Below are 16,126 nucleotides of genomic sequence, written 5' to 3' on the forward strand. Positions count from 1 at the left end.
TCTTGGGCGAGTTCTCTAGATGCGCTTCCTTGCCGCGGCTGTCGGGTAGAAACTGGGCGCCTGGAAGGCAATGCGGTTCCGCGCATACTGCCTCCATGAAGGGGAACGCACAGAAGGAACTCGCACGCAAGGATATTGGCTACAAAGAGCTGTCACGCGCTTTGGAAGCCTCGGCATCGATGAAGACGTCGAACAAAATCAGCCGCGGCACATTCAGCTTCGCCTTCTTCCTGCAATGCATGCGAGCGCTCGGGTCGATGCAATAAAGTTGCGCGACAAACGCGGCGAATCAAGGCTCAGGTTCATCACGTAATTGCGCACGAAGAAGCCTTTGTGCATCAAGTAATTTCTCTGCGGTGAAACCGGTCCATTCATCGCACAGAACAACAAGGCCCTGCTGGTCCAGCTGACACTCGTGCAAATTCCAGCCACTCTCGTGGTCATCGAGCACAAGCACAGCTTGTTCAGGCTGCCGATACTTGACTATCCAATTCTCGACTTCAGTTACCCGCGGTGACCCCGTGCCTTTAGGCGTTGTCCATTGCGCGTGCATGTTCTCAGCGACAAACGACAATCCTGTGCGTTGAAAAATCTCTTGTAATTGCGCTTGACTCAAATAGCTCGACCAGTTGGAACTAATGACGTACTCCGGCTGAAATTCATTGTGGAGTTCGGCTAGGTTAAACCGTGCCTCAGGCGACACAAGTCCGGCCCATAGCTCAGGATAATCGAGGTCTTGTGCCTTAAAGGCCGATATCACCTGAAAGCTTGTGAATTCGCGGCTTATGACAAGGACATCGTCCATATCCAAGAATATGACAGGTCGCATATAGCCTACCTTGCACAGTCGACTGCGGACGCCGGCGCCGGCCAGCTCAATATTTCTGCTACGCGCCGCATCGTCGGCCGACATCGACGCTTTTTTGCTCTTCATCGCACCCACCTCCGTGATTCCAAGTTGCTGTATGCGCGTACAGTATATTAAGGCTGGGATGCGGTTTAAATCCAATCTGCGGCAATCTTTTTTCAGTCTGTTGCTCGGCTTTGTAGACCACTCGTTTCGTGAGATTGCGTTTTGACAAGGGAATAATTTCTTCCCAGTGCTCGCTTCGTCCACATGACGTAGAAATTACAGGCAACATATTGCCGTTTATGTAAAAATTTCTCCGTTACAGGCATAATGTTGCCTGTAATTGATGCGCCCATGTCGGGGGCATCTTGGAGATGAAGTGAAGTACAGTCCCACCAATACACTAAAGGCTCAAACGCTAGGCGAGATGGAAGTGGAGTTAGGGAGCCGATTGAAGACGCTCCGCGTGCATCGCAATCTGGACCAAGCAACGCTTTCAGCGCGCGCGGGCATCAGCGTGCGTGCCTTGCGAAATCTCGAAAGTGGCAGCGGCTCGTCGTTGCGTACTCTTATCCAAGTAATTCGGGCTCTTGGGCGCGAACAATGGCTGGAAACCATTGCTCCTGTCCCGACCATCAATCCGCTAATGTTGACCAGAGCGGCAAAACCACGCCAACGCGCGAGCAAGCCGCGCGTCAAGGCCCCGGGCTGAGGCTCATCTGGTATTCGCTCCGAGGCATCGCAGATTGGTGTCGCGGACGGAAAGGAGGTTGGAATATCCTTAATATTCGTGCGTACATCTTTATTGATTGGATACTTTGAATTGATGTTTTGAAGTGTGCATACCTTTTAAAAATCCTGGTATGCATCCTGGTGAAGTTGAGCCCAGCCATCCTGACCCGCATAGCAGGGATGGCCTTCAGACCCAACCCCGCATCGTAAAGATGCATCCCGGAGCCAGCGTCACCCGTCAGCCGCTTCGTCCCGAGGTGCTAACTTCGCCGCCTCGCCCAGGTTCTCAGACTATCCCGCAGTCCCGGGGTATCCCGTAGCCGCTGCCGTTATTTTCCGACCAACTACGCGGCAGCCTTAAAAGGAAGACTGCACTCAGTATAGGCAGCCGACCTATGATGAAACGTGCGAATGTCGCATTCGAGCATTACAACGAGCAGCATCCCCACAGCGCATTGAAGTACTGTTCGCCACGCGAGTTTTGACGCAAGACAGATTTATCGACTTTGGTGTGATGTCGTGTCCTGAGATATAGGGGCAAGTGAGTGTCCACCCTTGCGACCCCGGCACCTGATACCGCGGCGGCAAGTAGACGCTCGACTACGCCGGCCTGAAAGCCCTTAGAGCCAACCCGAGCTCCACGAGAAAGTCCAAGGTGGTTTCCGGCGGCACGCCTTGGGTGCCTAGCCTATTTGCCAATATGACTGGCTCGGCCGGACAGTTCCCGCGCGTTAGAGTACGGGCGATATTGCCCAGAACTCCTTTATACGGAGAGCTGCTTAGAAGCTTTTCCGACGCCTCCAGCATTTCCTGCCTCGCCGGCCAGCTTGCACGCCACAACCAATGCGGCTTCCTGTTGGCTGGCTCTGCGCCAGGTTTTCTGAAGGAAACCGCTTTCCGATAGATGGGTGCCGAATTTGGTGCCTGCTCTCTATTCGACTGTCTTGGCGGTGGGTTTAGGCCATCATGCACCACTTTGTAATACGGCCTCCCGTAAGGGTCGTATGGCGACTTCTCCAAGAAACCGCACGCACTTAGATAGGCAAGAAATTTCCTTACCGCAGTCACCGCGTCGGTAGAACGATTGTCAACTTGGCCACAGCGTCCAGTGACCCAATCAACGAGGGTGTCCACATCAATTCGAGAGTCACTGTCTGCTTTGCCGAGTACGAAGCGAGCAAACAGAGTCGCCTGCCAAATGTAAGCTGGCGCGGCAATGGCGTTGGATTCTGGGCTAGGTTTATTCAAAAAATAGGGCCATGTCCCTTTTATGCCAAGCTTTTCGCGCACTAGACGTTCTTTTTCAGTCGATGGAAGGAGTCGATACTGCTCGTTTGCGTCCGCTATCGCCTGTCGAACGCGTTCCTTCTCGCGCTGGCGAGCTTCATCTTTTTGGCGCTGGGCAGCGTCCCGGCTGTCGTATGCGCGGTTCAGTGTCTCTACTTCCTTCTGGATTTCCAAATGTAGTTCCGCCGCTGCCTCTTCCTGGTTGGGATAGAAAAGCCACTCTTTATGTGACAAATTGTCCAGTACTCGCTCGCGGATTGCAGCGAAATCAGTATCAAAGGGGAGGTCCGAAAGGTCAATCTCGACTGCGGGCAAGCCAAGAGAAACAAGCTTCCGCCGTTTGACTTCGTCTACCTCATGCCTGAAGCATATCTCGACCAGCAAGCGTCGTGTGCCTCGATAGCCCACAACGTCCGGCCGGAGGCTTGAACCGGCCTCCCATACCTCGTCTCGGCTGTAGTCAAAGCGTATCACCCGGGCGGGTGACAGCATTCTGCTCTTTGAGGGGGAGGTGCCGAACTTGGTGCGCCCGATAACCGTAACTACCTTTTCAGGAACTTGCAGCCAATTGTTCTCAAGAAGAACTTGCTTTGCTGCGGCATGTACAGCTGTCTCAACACAAGACTGCGATGCAAGCACGACATGGTGTGCAAAGTGCCAAGCTAGCTTGGCTCCTTTCTTGGCAATTAGCCGGGCGCCGCACCCTACGCAGGTACAGCCGCAGTACAAGCCAGACTCAACGTCGGCCGGTGCAACCATCCGGCCATCCCTCAGGCCGAACGGCGTTCGTAGATGAAGTATAGGCCCGGGCTGCATGATTTTTATACGATGCTGGGCACTTAAGCCGCCGGTTGGTTCAAGGGTTGGCGTTTCAGCTCGTCGAGGGTTTTGCCTCCTTTAGTTTTCCAGAAGAGCCAGCCATTGGTGCTCATTCCTGACACCATGTCGGCTGCAGAGCCTAGTCTAAAAGCTTGAGCTTTTAGACTCTCACAGAGGTCAAATGCAACTGCGGGGACCTGCAAACTTTTTCGCGTCATCTCTTCAAAATAGGCGGAAGCTCCAGCCCCACCGGCCGTCCAGTCGCACGACTGATATGGATTCAGGGTTGCCCAAGCATTATAGGTTTGCTTATCATTTGTTCCCGACGCGTCCTTTCCGAGGTTTCTCAGAATGTTAAGCATCCATGCGATAAAGCCCAGTACGTATAGGGTCGCTGCGGTATCGTCGTAATCACCATTTGCGGCCGATACCAGTCCACCCGCAAGAATTGCCGGTGTTATCAGCAGCAGCACAAAACAGAACACGCCAAACGCAAGCATGCCGATACTCCGAAACGACGGATGTCTTTTTTCGGCGGGAAGAACGCACAGAAGGTGGTTCATTTCAAAGCGCTGCAGCGCAAGTAGAGCACGCCGGAGAAAGGCAGGGCTTGGCTACGCGGGAGATAATCAAAGCGGAAGGCGCCGACTGAACTTCACTGGCACTTGCTTCTGATGGGATAAGAGCGCCTTTTTCCGCGCGGTTCGGTAGTTTCGCTGCCACATAGCGATTGATTAGCCCAAGATTGAATTCAAGGTCTTCCACCTCTGAATCTGAGCTCTCGACTTGTACAGGCACGCCCCGGTCGTTATGAAGTCCAGAGTTCGTTAACCAGGTACGAGTCTTCGGATGCAGCTTACGCCAAGAACGGCAGATTTCTTTTATTCCTTCTTGCTGTGCCAAGCTGTAACTGTCGGCCACGCCATTGGCGACGTCGTTCATTTTTCTACTCCCTAAAGTTGAGTTGCTGCTTACTTCCTTTCGCTACGAGTGGTGGCCGAGACAGTATTCTGACCCTATCCCTAGTTGTCCCCAGTTCTGGTCTGAAGCAGCAATGCGTATGCAGCGTTGGCTCGTTTGGCGTCCGCCTGCACTTGCATGCGTCCCTCGGTGCTCAGGCCGGCCACTCGCTCTGGATGTGCTTGCTGCACCAGCTGACGGCGAGTTTGCTCAATGGCCTCCCATGTAGACCCGGGCGTGGCTTTTAAGACCTTATACGCTTCATCGACGCTCAGGGAAGCCGCGACTACTTGTGGATTTGACGCCAAGGCCGTTGATGCAGACGGTTTAGCTGGTGGCTCAACCGGTACGGGCGCGGGCGGTGGTTTCGCCGGTTGAGCCGTTGTCGTCCCCACGACATTATTTCGGGCGGACTTCGACTCCTCGCCCCATAGCGCGCCCTGCTGGCTTGGACAGGTTGCCGCGGACTTAGCCACCGGTTCGTTCGTTTCCGGCGCCTTGGGAGTTAGCTTTGCCCCACGAAGTGCCCGCTGGACCTTGTCCAAAAGCGTAACCGCGCGTGGGACGTTGCGGTGCTTCAGTTCACTTTCCAGCGCCCGCAGCTTTTTGGTGTCGCCCTTTGCGACCGAGAACATCTGTTCGAGCTCGACAATACTATGTCTTAACAGTGGCCGTGCCATTACTGCGCGACCTCCTGCTCATCCTCAACGCCGTAAGGGTCGACTTCCTTCGTATGTACCCACACCGTGTTGTCTACGGATTCTGCCCCCAGCGGCTCAATGCCCAGACGTTCTAGCGTCTGCAGCAGGTCTGTAAGCACTTCTTCCCGCTGGCGCACGAAACTGGATGCAAAACAACGCCAGAACGTCCATCCGGCGCGCTCGAGTACGCGTTGGCGGGCCATGTCATCAGCCCACTGGCCCGGCCCATGGAAGCGGTCGCCGTCGCACTCAATTGCTAGGCGTCGGCCCTCCTTTCCCTCCGCGACGAAGTCGATGCGGTATCCGCCGCAAGGAATCTGAGGCTGGACACGGTATCCCCGTTTCACCAGTTCATCGAACATCTCCAACTCAAAGCCAGACTCACATTTTTCCCGGAGAGCTTGCAGTTTCTGGCCATCATGGCGGAAGGGCTGCCGGAAGTGCCGGATAAGCCGGGAATTCAGCGTGTCCTCTTTGAACGTTGTTTCAGTCACCGACCGGAACAGGTACATGCGGTCTCGCGCACGTGACAATGCCACGTTGAAGCGCTGATACATGTCGGTCTTATTCTGTGCCGCGCGGTCGCCCGGAGCGAGCACCATGGAGACCATCATGATGTCCCGTTCGCGGCCTTGGAAGACTGGCGGTGGGCCAACCGCGATTTTCCTGGCAAGCACATCTGCCGGCGAAATACGGTTGCCGACCAATTCCTGAATGTGAGCTGCCTGGGCGGTGCCGAGCAACGTGACGACGCCAATACTGCGCCCATTGAACTGTTCGTCAGCAAGGATGCCTTCAATCTCGTTGACAATCGCTTCGGCCTCCGCTGGATTAAGGTCACCCTTCCGGTACCCGCCTTTGACGTAAACGTCGACAAGCGGAGGGTCAAGGCGCTCGTTTGCTTTCGGTAGCCGCAATGGTTTGATATCGCCTTCGTAGAACTCCCGATTCGAGAATTCGATGATGGCAGGAACGCACCGGAAGTGCTCTTTCAACATTATCGAGTTACCGGCGAATACCACCCGGGCCAAGTCGTAGATGGATTTGTCCGGGGTCATCTGGGCGCCGTGCGGCTGATTGCTTAGGAACCGGGTGCTGAGCTCCTTGATTTTCTCTTCTGCGGTTCCGACCGCGGATGGGGACACCTGCTTGTGGTCCCCGACGACGAGTAACTTCTTACCCCGCAAAAGTGCAGGTAGTGCCCATATGTCGGACTGCGACGCCTCGTCAATAACGACCAAGTCAAACAGGCCGACCTCAGACGGAATGGTTTCCGAGACGCGCCACTGGGGTAGCACCCAGCAGGGAACGGCCTGATACGCCCGCACCATCGCGTCGCGCGCAGTCTTCCGATGGCGTATCGCACGGACTCCAGTGCCCGACCCCATGGCCTGAACAGCATTCAGGTATGCCTGCAGGGCCTGCCGCACGCTGTCCGGGGAATTGTTGAATACCCCCAGCCACGTTTTCTCGGCTACGAGGTCCTGATACGTGCGGGCCAGCGCTGTCGTCAGCGTCTTTCGTTCTTCGAACAGTTCGCGCAGCTTATGGTGCCCGTCGATGCGCTCGAGGAACATGACCGCTTGCCGCCAGTTCCATGCTTCCAGCCACTTGGTCGGCACCATAGGGTCGAGGTCCGGGGTTGCAGGTTCGGTTCGGACGCGCGTTGCCCAATTGACAGCGCCGGCGGCTTCCACCGCGGACGAGGCGCGATTGATTTCGTCGAGCCAAGGGCGCTGGCTAACCAACCTGCCGAGCTCCGCTTGCAGTGCTCCCCAGGTCGTTTGCAGAACTGCTTCATCCGCCGAACTGCGTCCCAAGGACTCCGCAAGGAAGCTCCGAAGCTCGTCGACGATGCCGCCTTTGCGACCGTCCAGCTTGTTTAACAAGTCCTGGACGCGTTTCATTGCATAGCCCAGCCGCCCCTTGTCGACTTGCGCCTGAAGGCTGGAGGACACTACCGCTAGGAATGGCTCTCCCTCATCCCACATTCTGTCCGCGACGGGTTTGCCAAACACTTCCAGAAGCCGTTCGTGCAGTTTGGCATCGAACTCGAAGACGAGCCGGTGCACGTGCTCGATATGCCCCTGGGCTTGGACAACACCTTTGAAGGCGGCCTCCAGACCTTCGCCGACGGGCTCAAGTCCGAATTCTTCAGACATGGAGTTCCAACGGGCCAAAACCTTCCGCACTTCCATGCGCCAGGCGGCTGTGCGCTTGACCAACGTCCATTCATCCTTAGAGCCGGGCGCCATGCCAAGCACCTTGACGGCCTGGGTAAGCTTTCGCGCCTCGCCTTTCCCGAAAGGCAGTGCAAACGCACTTTTTCCCGCAACCAGCCGCGTGAGGGCATCGTTGAAGTCCTCATGCAGCTCTGCACCCGCAGGAAGTTCAATGGCTTTGGCGAGCAGTTCACGGCGAGTGCCTTCAAGCGTTCGAACATCGACGCATACCTGCTGCAGAGCGGGCCACAATGGGTCGTCCAGCTGCATATCCGCCAGGCGCTTGTGCAGGGCTTCAAGCCACGGCCGGGAGATGCCAGCCAGGTTTGTCTTGATTGCGTCGCGCTCGTCGAGGAATGCGACCAGCTTCTGTGCCTTCTCGAAGGTTTCGAGTCGGGAGTCCACTAGTCCCAGCACGCTTCCTTCTGTGACGTTCGCCTCAATGGCGCGTGCCTTTATCAGGTCGCGTTGGAGGCCCACAAGGTCTTGCCAGGCGGGGAACTCGTCCGGTGCAGGTAGAGACGAGCCCAGGTACCCGAGGTCGGCGCCAACCTTGAGCCGAGCTTGGCGCAGCGCGCTGATGTCGCTATCGTCAAACGGCAATTTCCCATCTTTGGTAGCCGGCGGCTCGTCATCGAACCACTGATGTTCTTCTGCCTGCTCCAGAACCAGCTTTGCCATTTCTTCCGGTGTCACCTCCTTGCCCTGGAAGGTGTAACTGCGCATGTGCTTCTCGGCGTATGTCGTCACGGCATGGTCGACATTGGCAATCTTGGCATGAAGCTGGTTGAGCTTCGCTTCTGCAGTGGCGATGGCGCTAGCGGCACGCGAAGGATTCAGGGAGGCGACGCTGGACGCAATGGTTTGAATCGAGTGTTCAAACTGTTTCATGCCGTCTCGTTCGTCCGAGAGCAAAGCTACGCTAAGCGGCCGAATACGTTCTGGCAGCTTCTCTTGCAGAACGGCTAACGCGGATTCGCCTTTGGCAGTGACTAGAACGCGTTTGCCTTGGGCGAGGTAGTGACAAATGACGTTGGCAATCGTATGCGTCTTGCCAGTGCCGGGCGGACCTTGGACAACGACACCGTCATTACTTTCCAGCTTCTGAACAATCGAGACTTGCTCGTCGTTGTACTGCATGGGGAAGTAGAGCTCAAAGGCTCCTGAGGGGCTGTCGCTCGATGATAGCCCTCGGAATGGCTGTTCCGGCTTTACGCGCACGGTGGAGTCGCCGTGCTCAACGAAGCTACGGACGACTCCGGGCAAAGCGGACGCAGTTTCGACGCTCTTCTTCAGACGTCGGATGTCTTCTAGGAAGATGTCTCCGGACCGCTTACGCCCGAACAGCACCCAAGTATTCGTAATCTTCAGATGGTCACCAGGTGCCGGAGGGGTAACGTCATCGGAACGCACCTCGTACGCACCGGAAGGGTCCAAGTGGCCAACAGCCGCTTTTAGGACCCCGTCGAAGGTAGACACCTCGAAGGGATTGACGCGGTGCGCGCCCGTGGCAAGGGTGCTCTTCCAGAACGCGTCAAGCGCCCGAACGCCCGGCAGCTCCATCTCCGCATAGCAGTCGGCTTCCAAGCGGGGTTCGATGTCGCGCGGCCGGATTTCGAGGTCAAACGACTTCTCGTTGAGCGTTATCTCGCAGGATTGCACCAGCAGCGGATGCTTGACTGCTGTTCCAAAACCTTCCTTCTTCCAAACGGCGTAGCCAATACCCCAAACAAGCTCAATCGGTGTTTCGGCGCCTTCGGATGAAATGGCTTGCTGCAGGGCGAACAGTTGGTTGTAGCGGGTAACCGTCTTCCGGCGTGGCCGTTCTGCTGCGGCCCAAGGTTCCCACTGGTTTTCCACGTACCAATCGAACAGTTCCTTAATTTCGGGATGGTCTTTCAGCTGCTCCCGGCTGGCTTCACGTTTGCCTTCAAAGATTACACATTCAATCTTTAATTCGGGCGTTTTTTCAGGGCTTTTGGGTAGCGTGACCCATGGTTTGAGCGTCTCATCCAGCTCCGGCGCCGGAATCTCTTGCAGGCGCGGCACGCGCAGCCAAATATCGTCTCCTTCTACCTGCAGGTTGAACTGCAGCTCCGGAAGGCCTCGAAGCTCGTGCTGGTACGCGAAAAAATAGTCGGTCGGGACCGAAAAAGCAGGCTTGGTTTTTAGTTTTTCGACCTGCTCGATGTACGTAAGCAGGTCAAGGACACGCGGTGCCGCCTCGTTCATTGTTTGGCTCCATTGTTGTTTTTGTTTGGAGCTTTCGCAGACTCCGCCCTGTCGCTTAGCCCGTGCTGGTCGCAGTACGCGAACAGCAACGTCTCAAGCATGTTCGTGAGGCTTCTGTGCTCCCGCGCGGCCGCGGCCTCCAGAAGCACCTTGAACCGGGGTGTGACCCGGAAGCTTATCGAGACATTTTTTTCGCCTGCCATCGTCTTCAGTCCATTTTTGTATAGAGGAACACAATACATTAAATTGTGACTTCCGGAAATATTTCGAGTGGGTTTCAGGCATACGACAGAATTCTTGAACTTTAAGTAGGCGCTATGGGCATATATGGCCGGGTTAGGGAACGCATGCATTGTTGTTGCATAGACATACTTTTGGTCTATATATTAGACTGAGCGTCTGTTACGCATTCATCCTCTTGAATGGAGCAAGCATGCACAGCGACCACTCGGCTTATTTCAAATTCACTGGTAAGGCTCGTCTTGAGAAGTCCATCAATTCGCTTCTCGGTATCGTAGAAGGAATCTCGGCTGATTCCAGAATTAACGCGAATGAACTTGAGTTCTTGAACCATTGGCTGAATGAGCATCGGGAGCTAGCGGGCCGTCATCCATTCAATGAACTCATGCCGCTCATAATCCAAGCTATTGAAGATGGGCTACTGTCGGACGAAGAACGACAAGACATTCGCTGGTTGTGTGAGCGACTTCGCAGCAGCGAATACTTTGATAGGATAACCGCCGACATTCAGCGCTTGCACGCTATAGCCGGAGCTATTGCCGCCGATGGTCGCGTGACCGAAGCGGAGCTTCGCGGTTTGTCTAATTGGCTGGCGGAGCATGACCATCTAAAGACCTGCTGGCCTTACGATGAAATCGACAGCCTCGTCACAAAGGTTATGTCTGACGGCAAAATCGACGATGAAGAACACCGTATCGTGCAAGGCTTCTTTTCCGAGTTCATCGTCTTATTCGATAATCGTACTATCGTTTCACCGTCGATGACAGACGGTATATCGCTCGTTGGCCTCTGTGCAGTGTGCCCAGAGATTTCATTCGCCAAATCGATATTTTGCTTCACAGGTACGTCATCAAAATACACGCGCACAGAGCTTGCTGGCCTAGTGAACAGGCTTGGAGGCGAGGTGGCGAACGGTGTTGGCGCAAAGCTGAACTATCTAGTAATCGGTGCCGATGGCAATCCCTGTTGGACGTATGCCTGTTACGGTAGAAAGGTAGAAAAGGCTGTAGAGCTTCGCAAGCAAGGGAAGAAAATCGTCATCGTGCATGAAAATGATTTTCATGACGCTCTTGCCGATAGCTAATAGGGCCATTGAACAGACATCCGCAAAGTCCTTAACCTTCAGGTCCGCATAAAGCCAAGATGTTGCAGACCATTGGCTATGACAATCTGCCTTATCGATAATTTGAATAATAAATGGGAAGACGACTACATAAAGCATTGTCGGCCGACATACTAGTCGATATACCGCTTCGGGATGCAACGCCAACCAACGATATGGGTGACGACGTTCAAAGGGCATTCCGATACCAGAATGCCTACGGCGTGATACTTCTTGCTGCGGCAGCTTCAGGGACGGCGAATTACCGAGCAATCTGGTGTGAACATCATGAAGACCTCCTCGGCGAGCGTAATGACGATTTGTTTGACGCCTACCAAGTCAAAACGAAGGCACCACACACCGGGCTGTGGAAGTCGTCAGACGAACAGTTCATAAAATCCTTGCGTCGATTCTGTGAACTCGAGCGCAAGCACGGACCAAAGGTTAATAAGTATTGCTTCGTATCGAACTGCCCAGTCTACATTCCGACAAAAGCGGCAAAGAAGGAAGATGCCATCCAAAGCAGTCCAGTTAAGTTCATAGATGCGGTGCAATCAGCGTCTACAGAATCTTCTATAACAATGCCGCACCAAACGACCTTTGGAAAGCTTAAAAAGAGCTTTGGAGGCGATGGGGTACTACTTTTCCAAGTGCTCAAGAGGACGTATTTCATTCTCGGCCCTAGCTTGAACGATTATGAAGATGTTGTTCTTACTCGATATGTCGCGGTCATTCCCAAGTGCAGCGGCCTAAACATTGAATCTTTAGCTGGAATCCGTGATGAACTGATTCAAAAAGTTTGGGAGGCATCCTCAAGTGCTTCTAGCGGCCCAGAAAAGCACCTGAGTCCTGTGGGGGCCGATGGAAAAACACCGTTCGAACTGCGGTCAAAAAGGGTGTCGCTCGAGGATGTCGAATTCATTACCAGCGAACGAAGTCACCACGTGTTTCGCTATTCGCCAGATTCTCTCGAAGTCTCTTATTCCGACGCAAAGTCCAAGATGGGCGTACTTCGAAGGAAGATGGAAGTTGGAGGAATTGGTCTGCACTTCGACTATGTGGAGACAAAGGCCATTGCAGCGCTAGAGCGCCTGTTTGAACAAGCCAACGTGCGCCCAGAACAAAGTCTTGAGACGCTCGGCCATCTTGAAAAGGTGGTCCTCTCTGAATGCCATGAGGCCAATATCGAAGTTGCCACCCAACCGGAGAACGAGCGAGGAATAAAGATGCTGGGAAACGTAGTAACGCGATTCCGGACGCTGGCTAAAGAAGAATTGCATAAAGTAGATGGCCAGCCATATGAAGTGTTGGTGGGATTAGCAGGTCTGCTTTCTGGAGAATGCAAGGTATGGTGGGGTATTCCTTTGCCAAAGGAGACTCCAGATGAGTCTTGAGCTAATTCGTGCCGCTGCGCGCACTGAGCTTGACGATAACCTACATCTAGGACGACTACTCGTTTTACTTGCAGAGGTCGACCGTGGAAAGGGCCGCCCGGTTGAGGGCATCACAAAGCTTGCTAAGCTTGATTTTCTTTTGCGGTATCCGATGTGCTTGGAGCGCGCACTGTCGGCCGCCGATAGACGCCCTGAGCTTGCAAAGGTAGACCCCCATGAGCGAACGACTATTGAAGCAAAGATGGTCCGCTTCAAATATGGTCCTTGGGACTCTCGGTACCGCCGTTGGCTTGGGCTCTTGGCCGCACGCGGCTTGGTGGACGTATTCATCAAAGGTCGGACCGTCAATGCCAAGCTGTCACCTGCAGGGATTGATGTTGCCTACCGCATGGAAGAGCAAGAAAGCTTTACGCAACTGAAGGAACGCGCCAAGTTAATCTCTACGGTATTCGGGAGCATGAGCGGCACGCGCCTCAAGGACTTTATCTATGAGACGTTCCCTGAACTTACTTCGATGAAGTGGGGCGAGGAAATTACACTATGAAAATCCTACTGAAATCGCTTGACCTCAGCTTCCGCCGAGCTCAAGTCGTCATTCCATTTGAACGTCTTACCTATTTTTGGGGAAAAATGGGTGCTGGTAAGTCGAGTATTGCTCGCCTTATTGATTATTGCCTTGGTGGCGACATGGAATCCACCACAGCTCTACAGAAGGAATTCGTTTCGGCTGCTCTTCGGCTAAACGTGGGGAATGCGCCGGTTGCGATTTTTCGTGACGCAGATAGCTCTAAGGTCATCGTTTCCTGGGAAAAGAACGACGAGCGATTCGAGGTATTGATTCCTGCAAGGACGAGTGAGGGTGAAGTTATTCCAGGGACGGGAGTCGAAAGTTTATCGGACTTGCTGTTCCATTTGGCTGGTGCCGAACCACCAAAGGTTCGGAAGAGCAAGCGAGATGAGGATACTCCGCTTATACGGCTTAGCTTTCGGGATTTATTCTGGTACTGTTACCTAGACCAGGATGAGATGGATAGTGACTTTTTTAACCTTGGCAGAGACGCAAATCCATTTAAACGTCTCAAGAGCCTAGACGCGTTTCGGTACATTCTCGGATTTCATCAAGAGCAAGTTGCATCGTACGAAAGCCAACTAGTTGAGCTACGGGAGCGGCGACAAGCGATATTGGCCGGCACAGAGGCCCTCAAGAGGATGCTGGAGCAATCCGGACTCTCAAGCCCTATCGAAATTGAGCAACGCATCGAAGTCTTGAAGGGCGAGCTGGCACGTGCCCAAGAAGCGGCACAAGCGGCACGTAGTAACAAGGGAAGCCATGGTCACGCTACCGACGAGCTCCAGCGAAGAGGTCGTTACCTTGCAAATGAAATCCAGGCACTGGAGAGTGCACATAGTGATGTTAAGAATCAGATAGAGGCTACGGAGCGACTGCGGAACGAGCTGCAAATGTTATCCGTGAAATTCCGCAGGACCTCTACAGCGCGCGAAGTGCTGGCTGGCGTTGCGTTCACAAGCTGTCCCCGTTGCGCCCAACGCTTACCTCCAAGAGAGCTAACCTGCTGTGCTGTATGCGGACAAGAAGATGTCGATACTGAGCTCGAACCAGCAAAAAATAAAATATTGGACGAGGACCTGCACGCTCGTGTCTCGGAAATCAACGATGCTCTTGCCCGGTTCAAACGACAGGAAGCAGGTATTCGAAACCGTTTGGCTGAGTACCGAAGTGAGAAGGCTCAGGTAGACCACCGTTTAACGGTAGCGATGCGCCAGTACGATTCGGCATTTTTGTCACAAGTTCTTGAATACGAGAGACAAGTCGCTTCCCTTCAACAAAGGATTGCGAATCTTGAGAATCAAAAGTTATTGCCGTCATCGTTAGATGAACAGTACGCTGAGGCCGACTCTATTGCGGAGGAAGAGGCTTCCATTCGTCGCAAGTTAAAGGAAGCGCGCGCAAAAGCTGAAAAGGACGTGACTAACCTAAAGCGGCTTGAAGAACTGTTTCTTGATTGTTTGTTACGGGCGAAGTTTCCTGGCATCAAAGACTCCGACCATGTGTCAATTGCATCACCGAACTTCCTTCCGGAGGTTCATAGTCCAGAGGTCGGCGAGCTAGCTGTTACATCATTTTCGAACCTTGGAAGTGGCGGGAAGAAATGTGTTTTTAAAGCTTGCTATGCCTTGACAATCCACCGTTTAGCGGAAGAAATTGGGGCGAACATTCCAACACTTCTCATCATTGACTCGCCGATGAAAAACATCAGCGAGAGAGAAAACGAGGATGTCTTTACTTCCTTCTACGAAATGGTCTACGAACTTGCCGCGACTGAGTTGAAGGGCACTCAACTTGTTATTATTGACAAAGAATTCAAGGCGCCCTCAGAGCTCCTTGACTTGATAGTACTTGAGCGGCATATGATGCCTGAGAGCGACGAATTTCCCCCTTTGATTCCATATTACCGGGGCTTATAACCCCATCTAAGTATGGGCGTTTCATAATTCAAGTATCTACTGGCTATTGGCATCGAGAACGCCCGGGTCGGAAGTAGCCATAACGGCTGAAAAGCAAGTTTAGGTTTGTTGCCATCGAAAAGGTCAAGGAGACTGGCTATCCCGTGGAAAAGCTGTACGCATACTGATGCCCGCACGCGCCGAAAGCGTGACTTGGTCTAGATTGCGACGCACGCGAAGCGTCTTCAAGAGGCTCCCCAAGTCCGCTTCCATCTCTTCTGGAGTTTGAGCCTGCGTCCATTGGTCCGCCTCTCCATCATTTCCTTCCTAAAGTTTCGTTAGGGTCACTTGCAATTACAGGCAACATGCTACCTGTAATGCTGGATATTGGCTGTAAGCGGCAGAATATTGCCTGTAATTTCATGCCAGTTTGTAACATAGAGTCTCATAGCCGTCTCGTTGCCAATGCGCTTTTGTGCCGATGCAAGGCATGGCTTACATGAGAAATTGCGCTGGAGCGAAGCGTAATTTCTACGCATTCAGCGCACCCCCAACAAATATGGCAAGTCATTACCGAGAACTTGATTGCGGCCAAAAGGTAGGCTAAAAAGTTGGGTTAACTTGAAGTTCAGCCATTGAGCTGACAACGTTCTGCGATTTCGTATCCTGTCTGCAACAGGCAGGACGGCCCCATTTTGTGAGAGGACCACAAAATGGGAGTCGCAGATGGACGTCGTCAGAAAATGGTTAACTAACACCTGTCCGGCGCTAATAACTCCTTGCCGGTCAAGGCTTTTCCGCTATTTCTGGGGCCTGCATTACGTGCAAGCAGGCCAGCAGGAATCCCGCACTGAAATTTCCCCTGTTGATGCGACGATTGATTGCCGTCGCACTTCGTTTGATGCCGAGCAGCGACAAGGCATCAGACAGCTCCTTGTAACTCCAGTCCCGTTCGTGCATCGCACGCTTCACCATCAGGCTGGCTGCCCACGACCATTCTTCCACGGCCACAGACTCCGTCTTTCGACCTGGTTTGCTCGACAGCGAAATCGGACGGCCTGGCTTCAGCATTTTCAAATTCGACTCCCTCGTGCGGCAAAGTGCTGGCCGCAATTAGAGTC

13 protein-coding genes and 1 pseudogene are annotated in these 16,126 nt (G+C 53.7%); 7 read left to right on the plus strand and 7 right to left on the minus strand.

Annotation, left to right across the window (positions count from 1 at the left end; translation table 11 throughout):
* Nucleotides 1–95 precede the first annotated feature (95 nt).
* Entirely contained in the window at nucleotides 96–266 is a 171-nt protein-coding gene (locus D3870_RS22685; RefSeq protein WP_242490037.1) for a DUF6471 domain-containing protein, read from the plus strand.
* A 23-nt stretch (nucleotides 267–289) separates the two neighbouring features.
* Here D3870_RS22685 and D3870_RS04355 read toward each other — a convergent pair whose 3' ends face one another.
* Complete coding sequence (locus tag D3870_RS04355; RefSeq protein ID WP_119736973.1) at nucleotides 290–934, minus strand: HAD domain-containing protein; 645 nt, start codon at nucleotides 932–934, stop codon at nucleotides 290–292.
* Nucleotides 935–1,229: 295 nt separating this feature from the next.
* Between D3870_RS04355 and D3870_RS04360 the strand changes: the two genes are divergently transcribed.
* Together D3870_RS04360 and D3870_RS21935 are read left to right on the plus strand one after the other, a co-directional pair.
* Nucleotides 1,230–1,562, plus strand: coding sequence for a helix-turn-helix domain-containing protein (locus D3870_RS04360; RefSeq protein WP_242489862.1), 333 nt, complete (start codon nucleotides 1,230–1,232; stop codon nucleotides 1,560–1,562).
* Between the two features lie 433 nt (nucleotides 1,563–1,995).
* Nucleotides 1,996–2,067 (plus strand): annotated as a pseudogene (locus D3870_RS21935) (integrase core domain-containing protein); the annotation flags it as partial.
* Nucleotides 2,068–2,182: 115 nt separating this feature from the next.
* Here D3870_RS21935 and D3870_RS04365 read toward each other — a convergent pair.
* The 5 genes from D3870_RS04365 to D3870_RS04380 form a co-directional block, all read right to left on the minus strand.
* A complete protein-coding gene (locus tag D3870_RS04365) occupies nucleotides 2,183–3,628 on the minus strand; it encodes a competence protein CoiA family protein (protein WP_147375702.1) in 1,446 nt (481 codons plus the stop codon).
* 80 nt (nucleotides 3,629–3,708) lie between these two features.
* A complete protein-coding gene (locus tag D3870_RS04370; protein ID WP_119736977.1) occupies nucleotides 3,709–4,251 on the minus strand; it encodes a DUF4357 domain-containing protein in 543 nt (180 codons plus the stop codon).
* A gap of 1 nt (nucleotide 4,252) precedes the next feature.
* Entirely contained in the window at nucleotides 4,253–4,630 is a 378-nt protein-coding gene (locus D3870_RS21940; protein ID WP_147375703.1) for a hypothetical protein, read from the minus strand.
* 80 nt (nucleotides 4,631–4,710) lie between these two features.
* The gene (locus tag D3870_RS04375) at nucleotides 4,711–5,328 is read right to left on the minus strand and encodes a J domain-containing protein (RefSeq protein ID WP_119736979.1); all 618 of its coding nucleotides are present in this window, start codon (nucleotides 5,326–5,328) and stop codon (nucleotides 4,711–4,713) included.
* Nucleotides 5,328–9,803: an AAA domain-containing protein gene (locus D3870_RS04380; RefSeq protein WP_119736981.1), complete on the minus strand. Its 4,476-nt coding sequence runs from the start codon at nucleotides 9,801–9,803 to the stop codon at nucleotides 5,328–5,330. The genes D3870_RS04375 and D3870_RS04380 overlap by 1 nt, the downstream gene beginning before the upstream one ends.
* 433 nt (nucleotides 9,804–10,236) lie before the next feature.
* Here D3870_RS04380 and D3870_RS04390 point away from each other — a divergent pair, with 433 nt between their 5' ends.
* From D3870_RS04390 to D3870_RS04405, 4 genes are all read left to right on the plus strand, one after another.
* Nucleotides 10,237–11,127: a BRCT domain-containing protein gene (locus D3870_RS04390; RefSeq protein ID WP_119736983.1), complete on the plus strand. Its 891-nt coding sequence runs from the start codon at nucleotides 10,237–10,239 to the stop codon at nucleotides 11,125–11,127.
* 113 nt (nucleotides 11,128–11,240) lie between these two features.
* A complete protein-coding gene (locus tag D3870_RS04395; protein WP_119736985.1) occupies nucleotides 11,241–12,539 on the plus strand; it encodes a dsDNA nuclease domain-containing protein in 1,299 nt (432 codons plus the stop codon).
* The gene (locus D3870_RS04400) at nucleotides 12,529–13,083 is read left to right on the plus strand and encodes a hypothetical protein (RefSeq protein WP_119736986.1); all 555 of its coding nucleotides are present in this window, start codon (nucleotides 12,529–12,531) and stop codon (nucleotides 13,081–13,083) included. Before D3870_RS04395 ends, D3870_RS04400 begins: the two co-directional genes overlap by 11 nt.
* Nucleotides 13,080–15,026 carry an ATP-binding protein gene (locus D3870_RS04405; protein WP_119736988.1) on the plus strand — a complete coding sequence of 649 codons (1,947 nt, stop codon included), beginning with the start codon at nucleotides 13,080–13,082 and terminating at the stop codon, nucleotides 15,024–15,026. The genes D3870_RS04400 and D3870_RS04405 overlap by 4 nt, the downstream gene beginning before the upstream one ends.
* A 765-nt stretch (nucleotides 15,027–15,791) precedes the next feature.
* On the opposite strand, the gene D3870_RS04415 is transcribed toward D3870_RS04405, so the two are convergent.
* Nucleotides 15,792–16,076, minus strand: coding sequence for a DUF6471 domain-containing protein (locus D3870_RS04415; protein ID WP_119736990.1), 285 nt, complete (start codon nucleotides 16,074–16,076; stop codon nucleotides 15,792–15,794).
* Nucleotides 16,077–16,126 lie beyond the last annotated feature (50 nt).

The sequence above is a fragment of the Noviherbaspirillum cavernae genome (genome assembly GCF_003590875.1).
Classification (GTDB): domain Bacteria; phylum Pseudomonadota; class Gammaproteobacteria; order Burkholderiales; family Burkholderiaceae_D; genus Noviherbaspirillum; species Noviherbaspirillum cavernae.

Excerpts from the sequence above, each read along its gene's own strand:
- D3870_RS22685 (WP_242490037.1), top strand. The coding sequence starts at position 96 with ATGAAGGGGAACGCACAGAAGGAACTCGCACGCAAGGATATTGGCTAC.
- D3870_RS04355 (WP_119736973.1), bottom strand. The coding sequence starts at position 934 with ATGAAGAGCAAAAAAGCGTCGATGTCGGCCGACGATGCGGCGCGTAGC.
- D3870_RS04365 (WP_147375702.1), bottom strand. The coding sequence starts at position 3,628 with ATGGTTGCACCGGCCGACGTTGAGTCTGGCTTGTACTGCGGCTGTACC.
- D3870_RS04370 (WP_119736977.1), bottom strand. The coding sequence starts at position 4,251 with ATGAACCACCTTCTGTGCGTTCTTCCCGCCGAAAAAAGACATCCGTCG.
- D3870_RS21940 (WP_147375703.1), bottom strand. The coding sequence starts at position 4,630 with ATGAACGACGTCGCCAATGGCGTGGCCGACAGTTACAGCTTGGCACAG.
- D3870_RS04375 (WP_119736979.1), bottom strand. The coding sequence starts at position 5,328 with ATGGCACGGCCACTGTTAAGACATAGTATTGTCGAGCTCGAACAGATG.
- D3870_RS04380 (WP_119736981.1), bottom strand. The coding sequence starts at position 9,803 with ATGAACGAGGCGGCACCGCGTGTCCTTGACCTGCTTACGTACATCGAG.
- D3870_RS04390 (WP_119736983.1), top strand. The coding sequence starts at position 10,237 with ATGCACAGCGACCACTCGGCTTATTTCAAATTCACTGGTAAGGCTCGT.
- D3870_RS04395 (WP_119736985.1), top strand. The coding sequence starts at position 11,241 with ATGGGAAGACGACTACATAAAGCATTGTCGGCCGACATACTAGTCGAT.
- D3870_RS04400 (WP_119736986.1), top strand. The coding sequence starts at position 12,529 with ATGAGTCTTGAGCTAATTCGTGCCGCTGCGCGCACTGAGCTTGACGAT.
- D3870_RS04405 (WP_119736988.1), top strand. The coding sequence starts at position 13,080 with ATGAAAATCCTACTGAAATCGCTTGACCTCAGCTTCCGCCGAGCTCAA.
- D3870_RS04415 (WP_119736990.1), bottom strand. The coding sequence starts at position 16,076 with ATGCTGAAGCCAGGCCGTCCGATTTCGCTGTCGAGCAAACCAGGTCGA.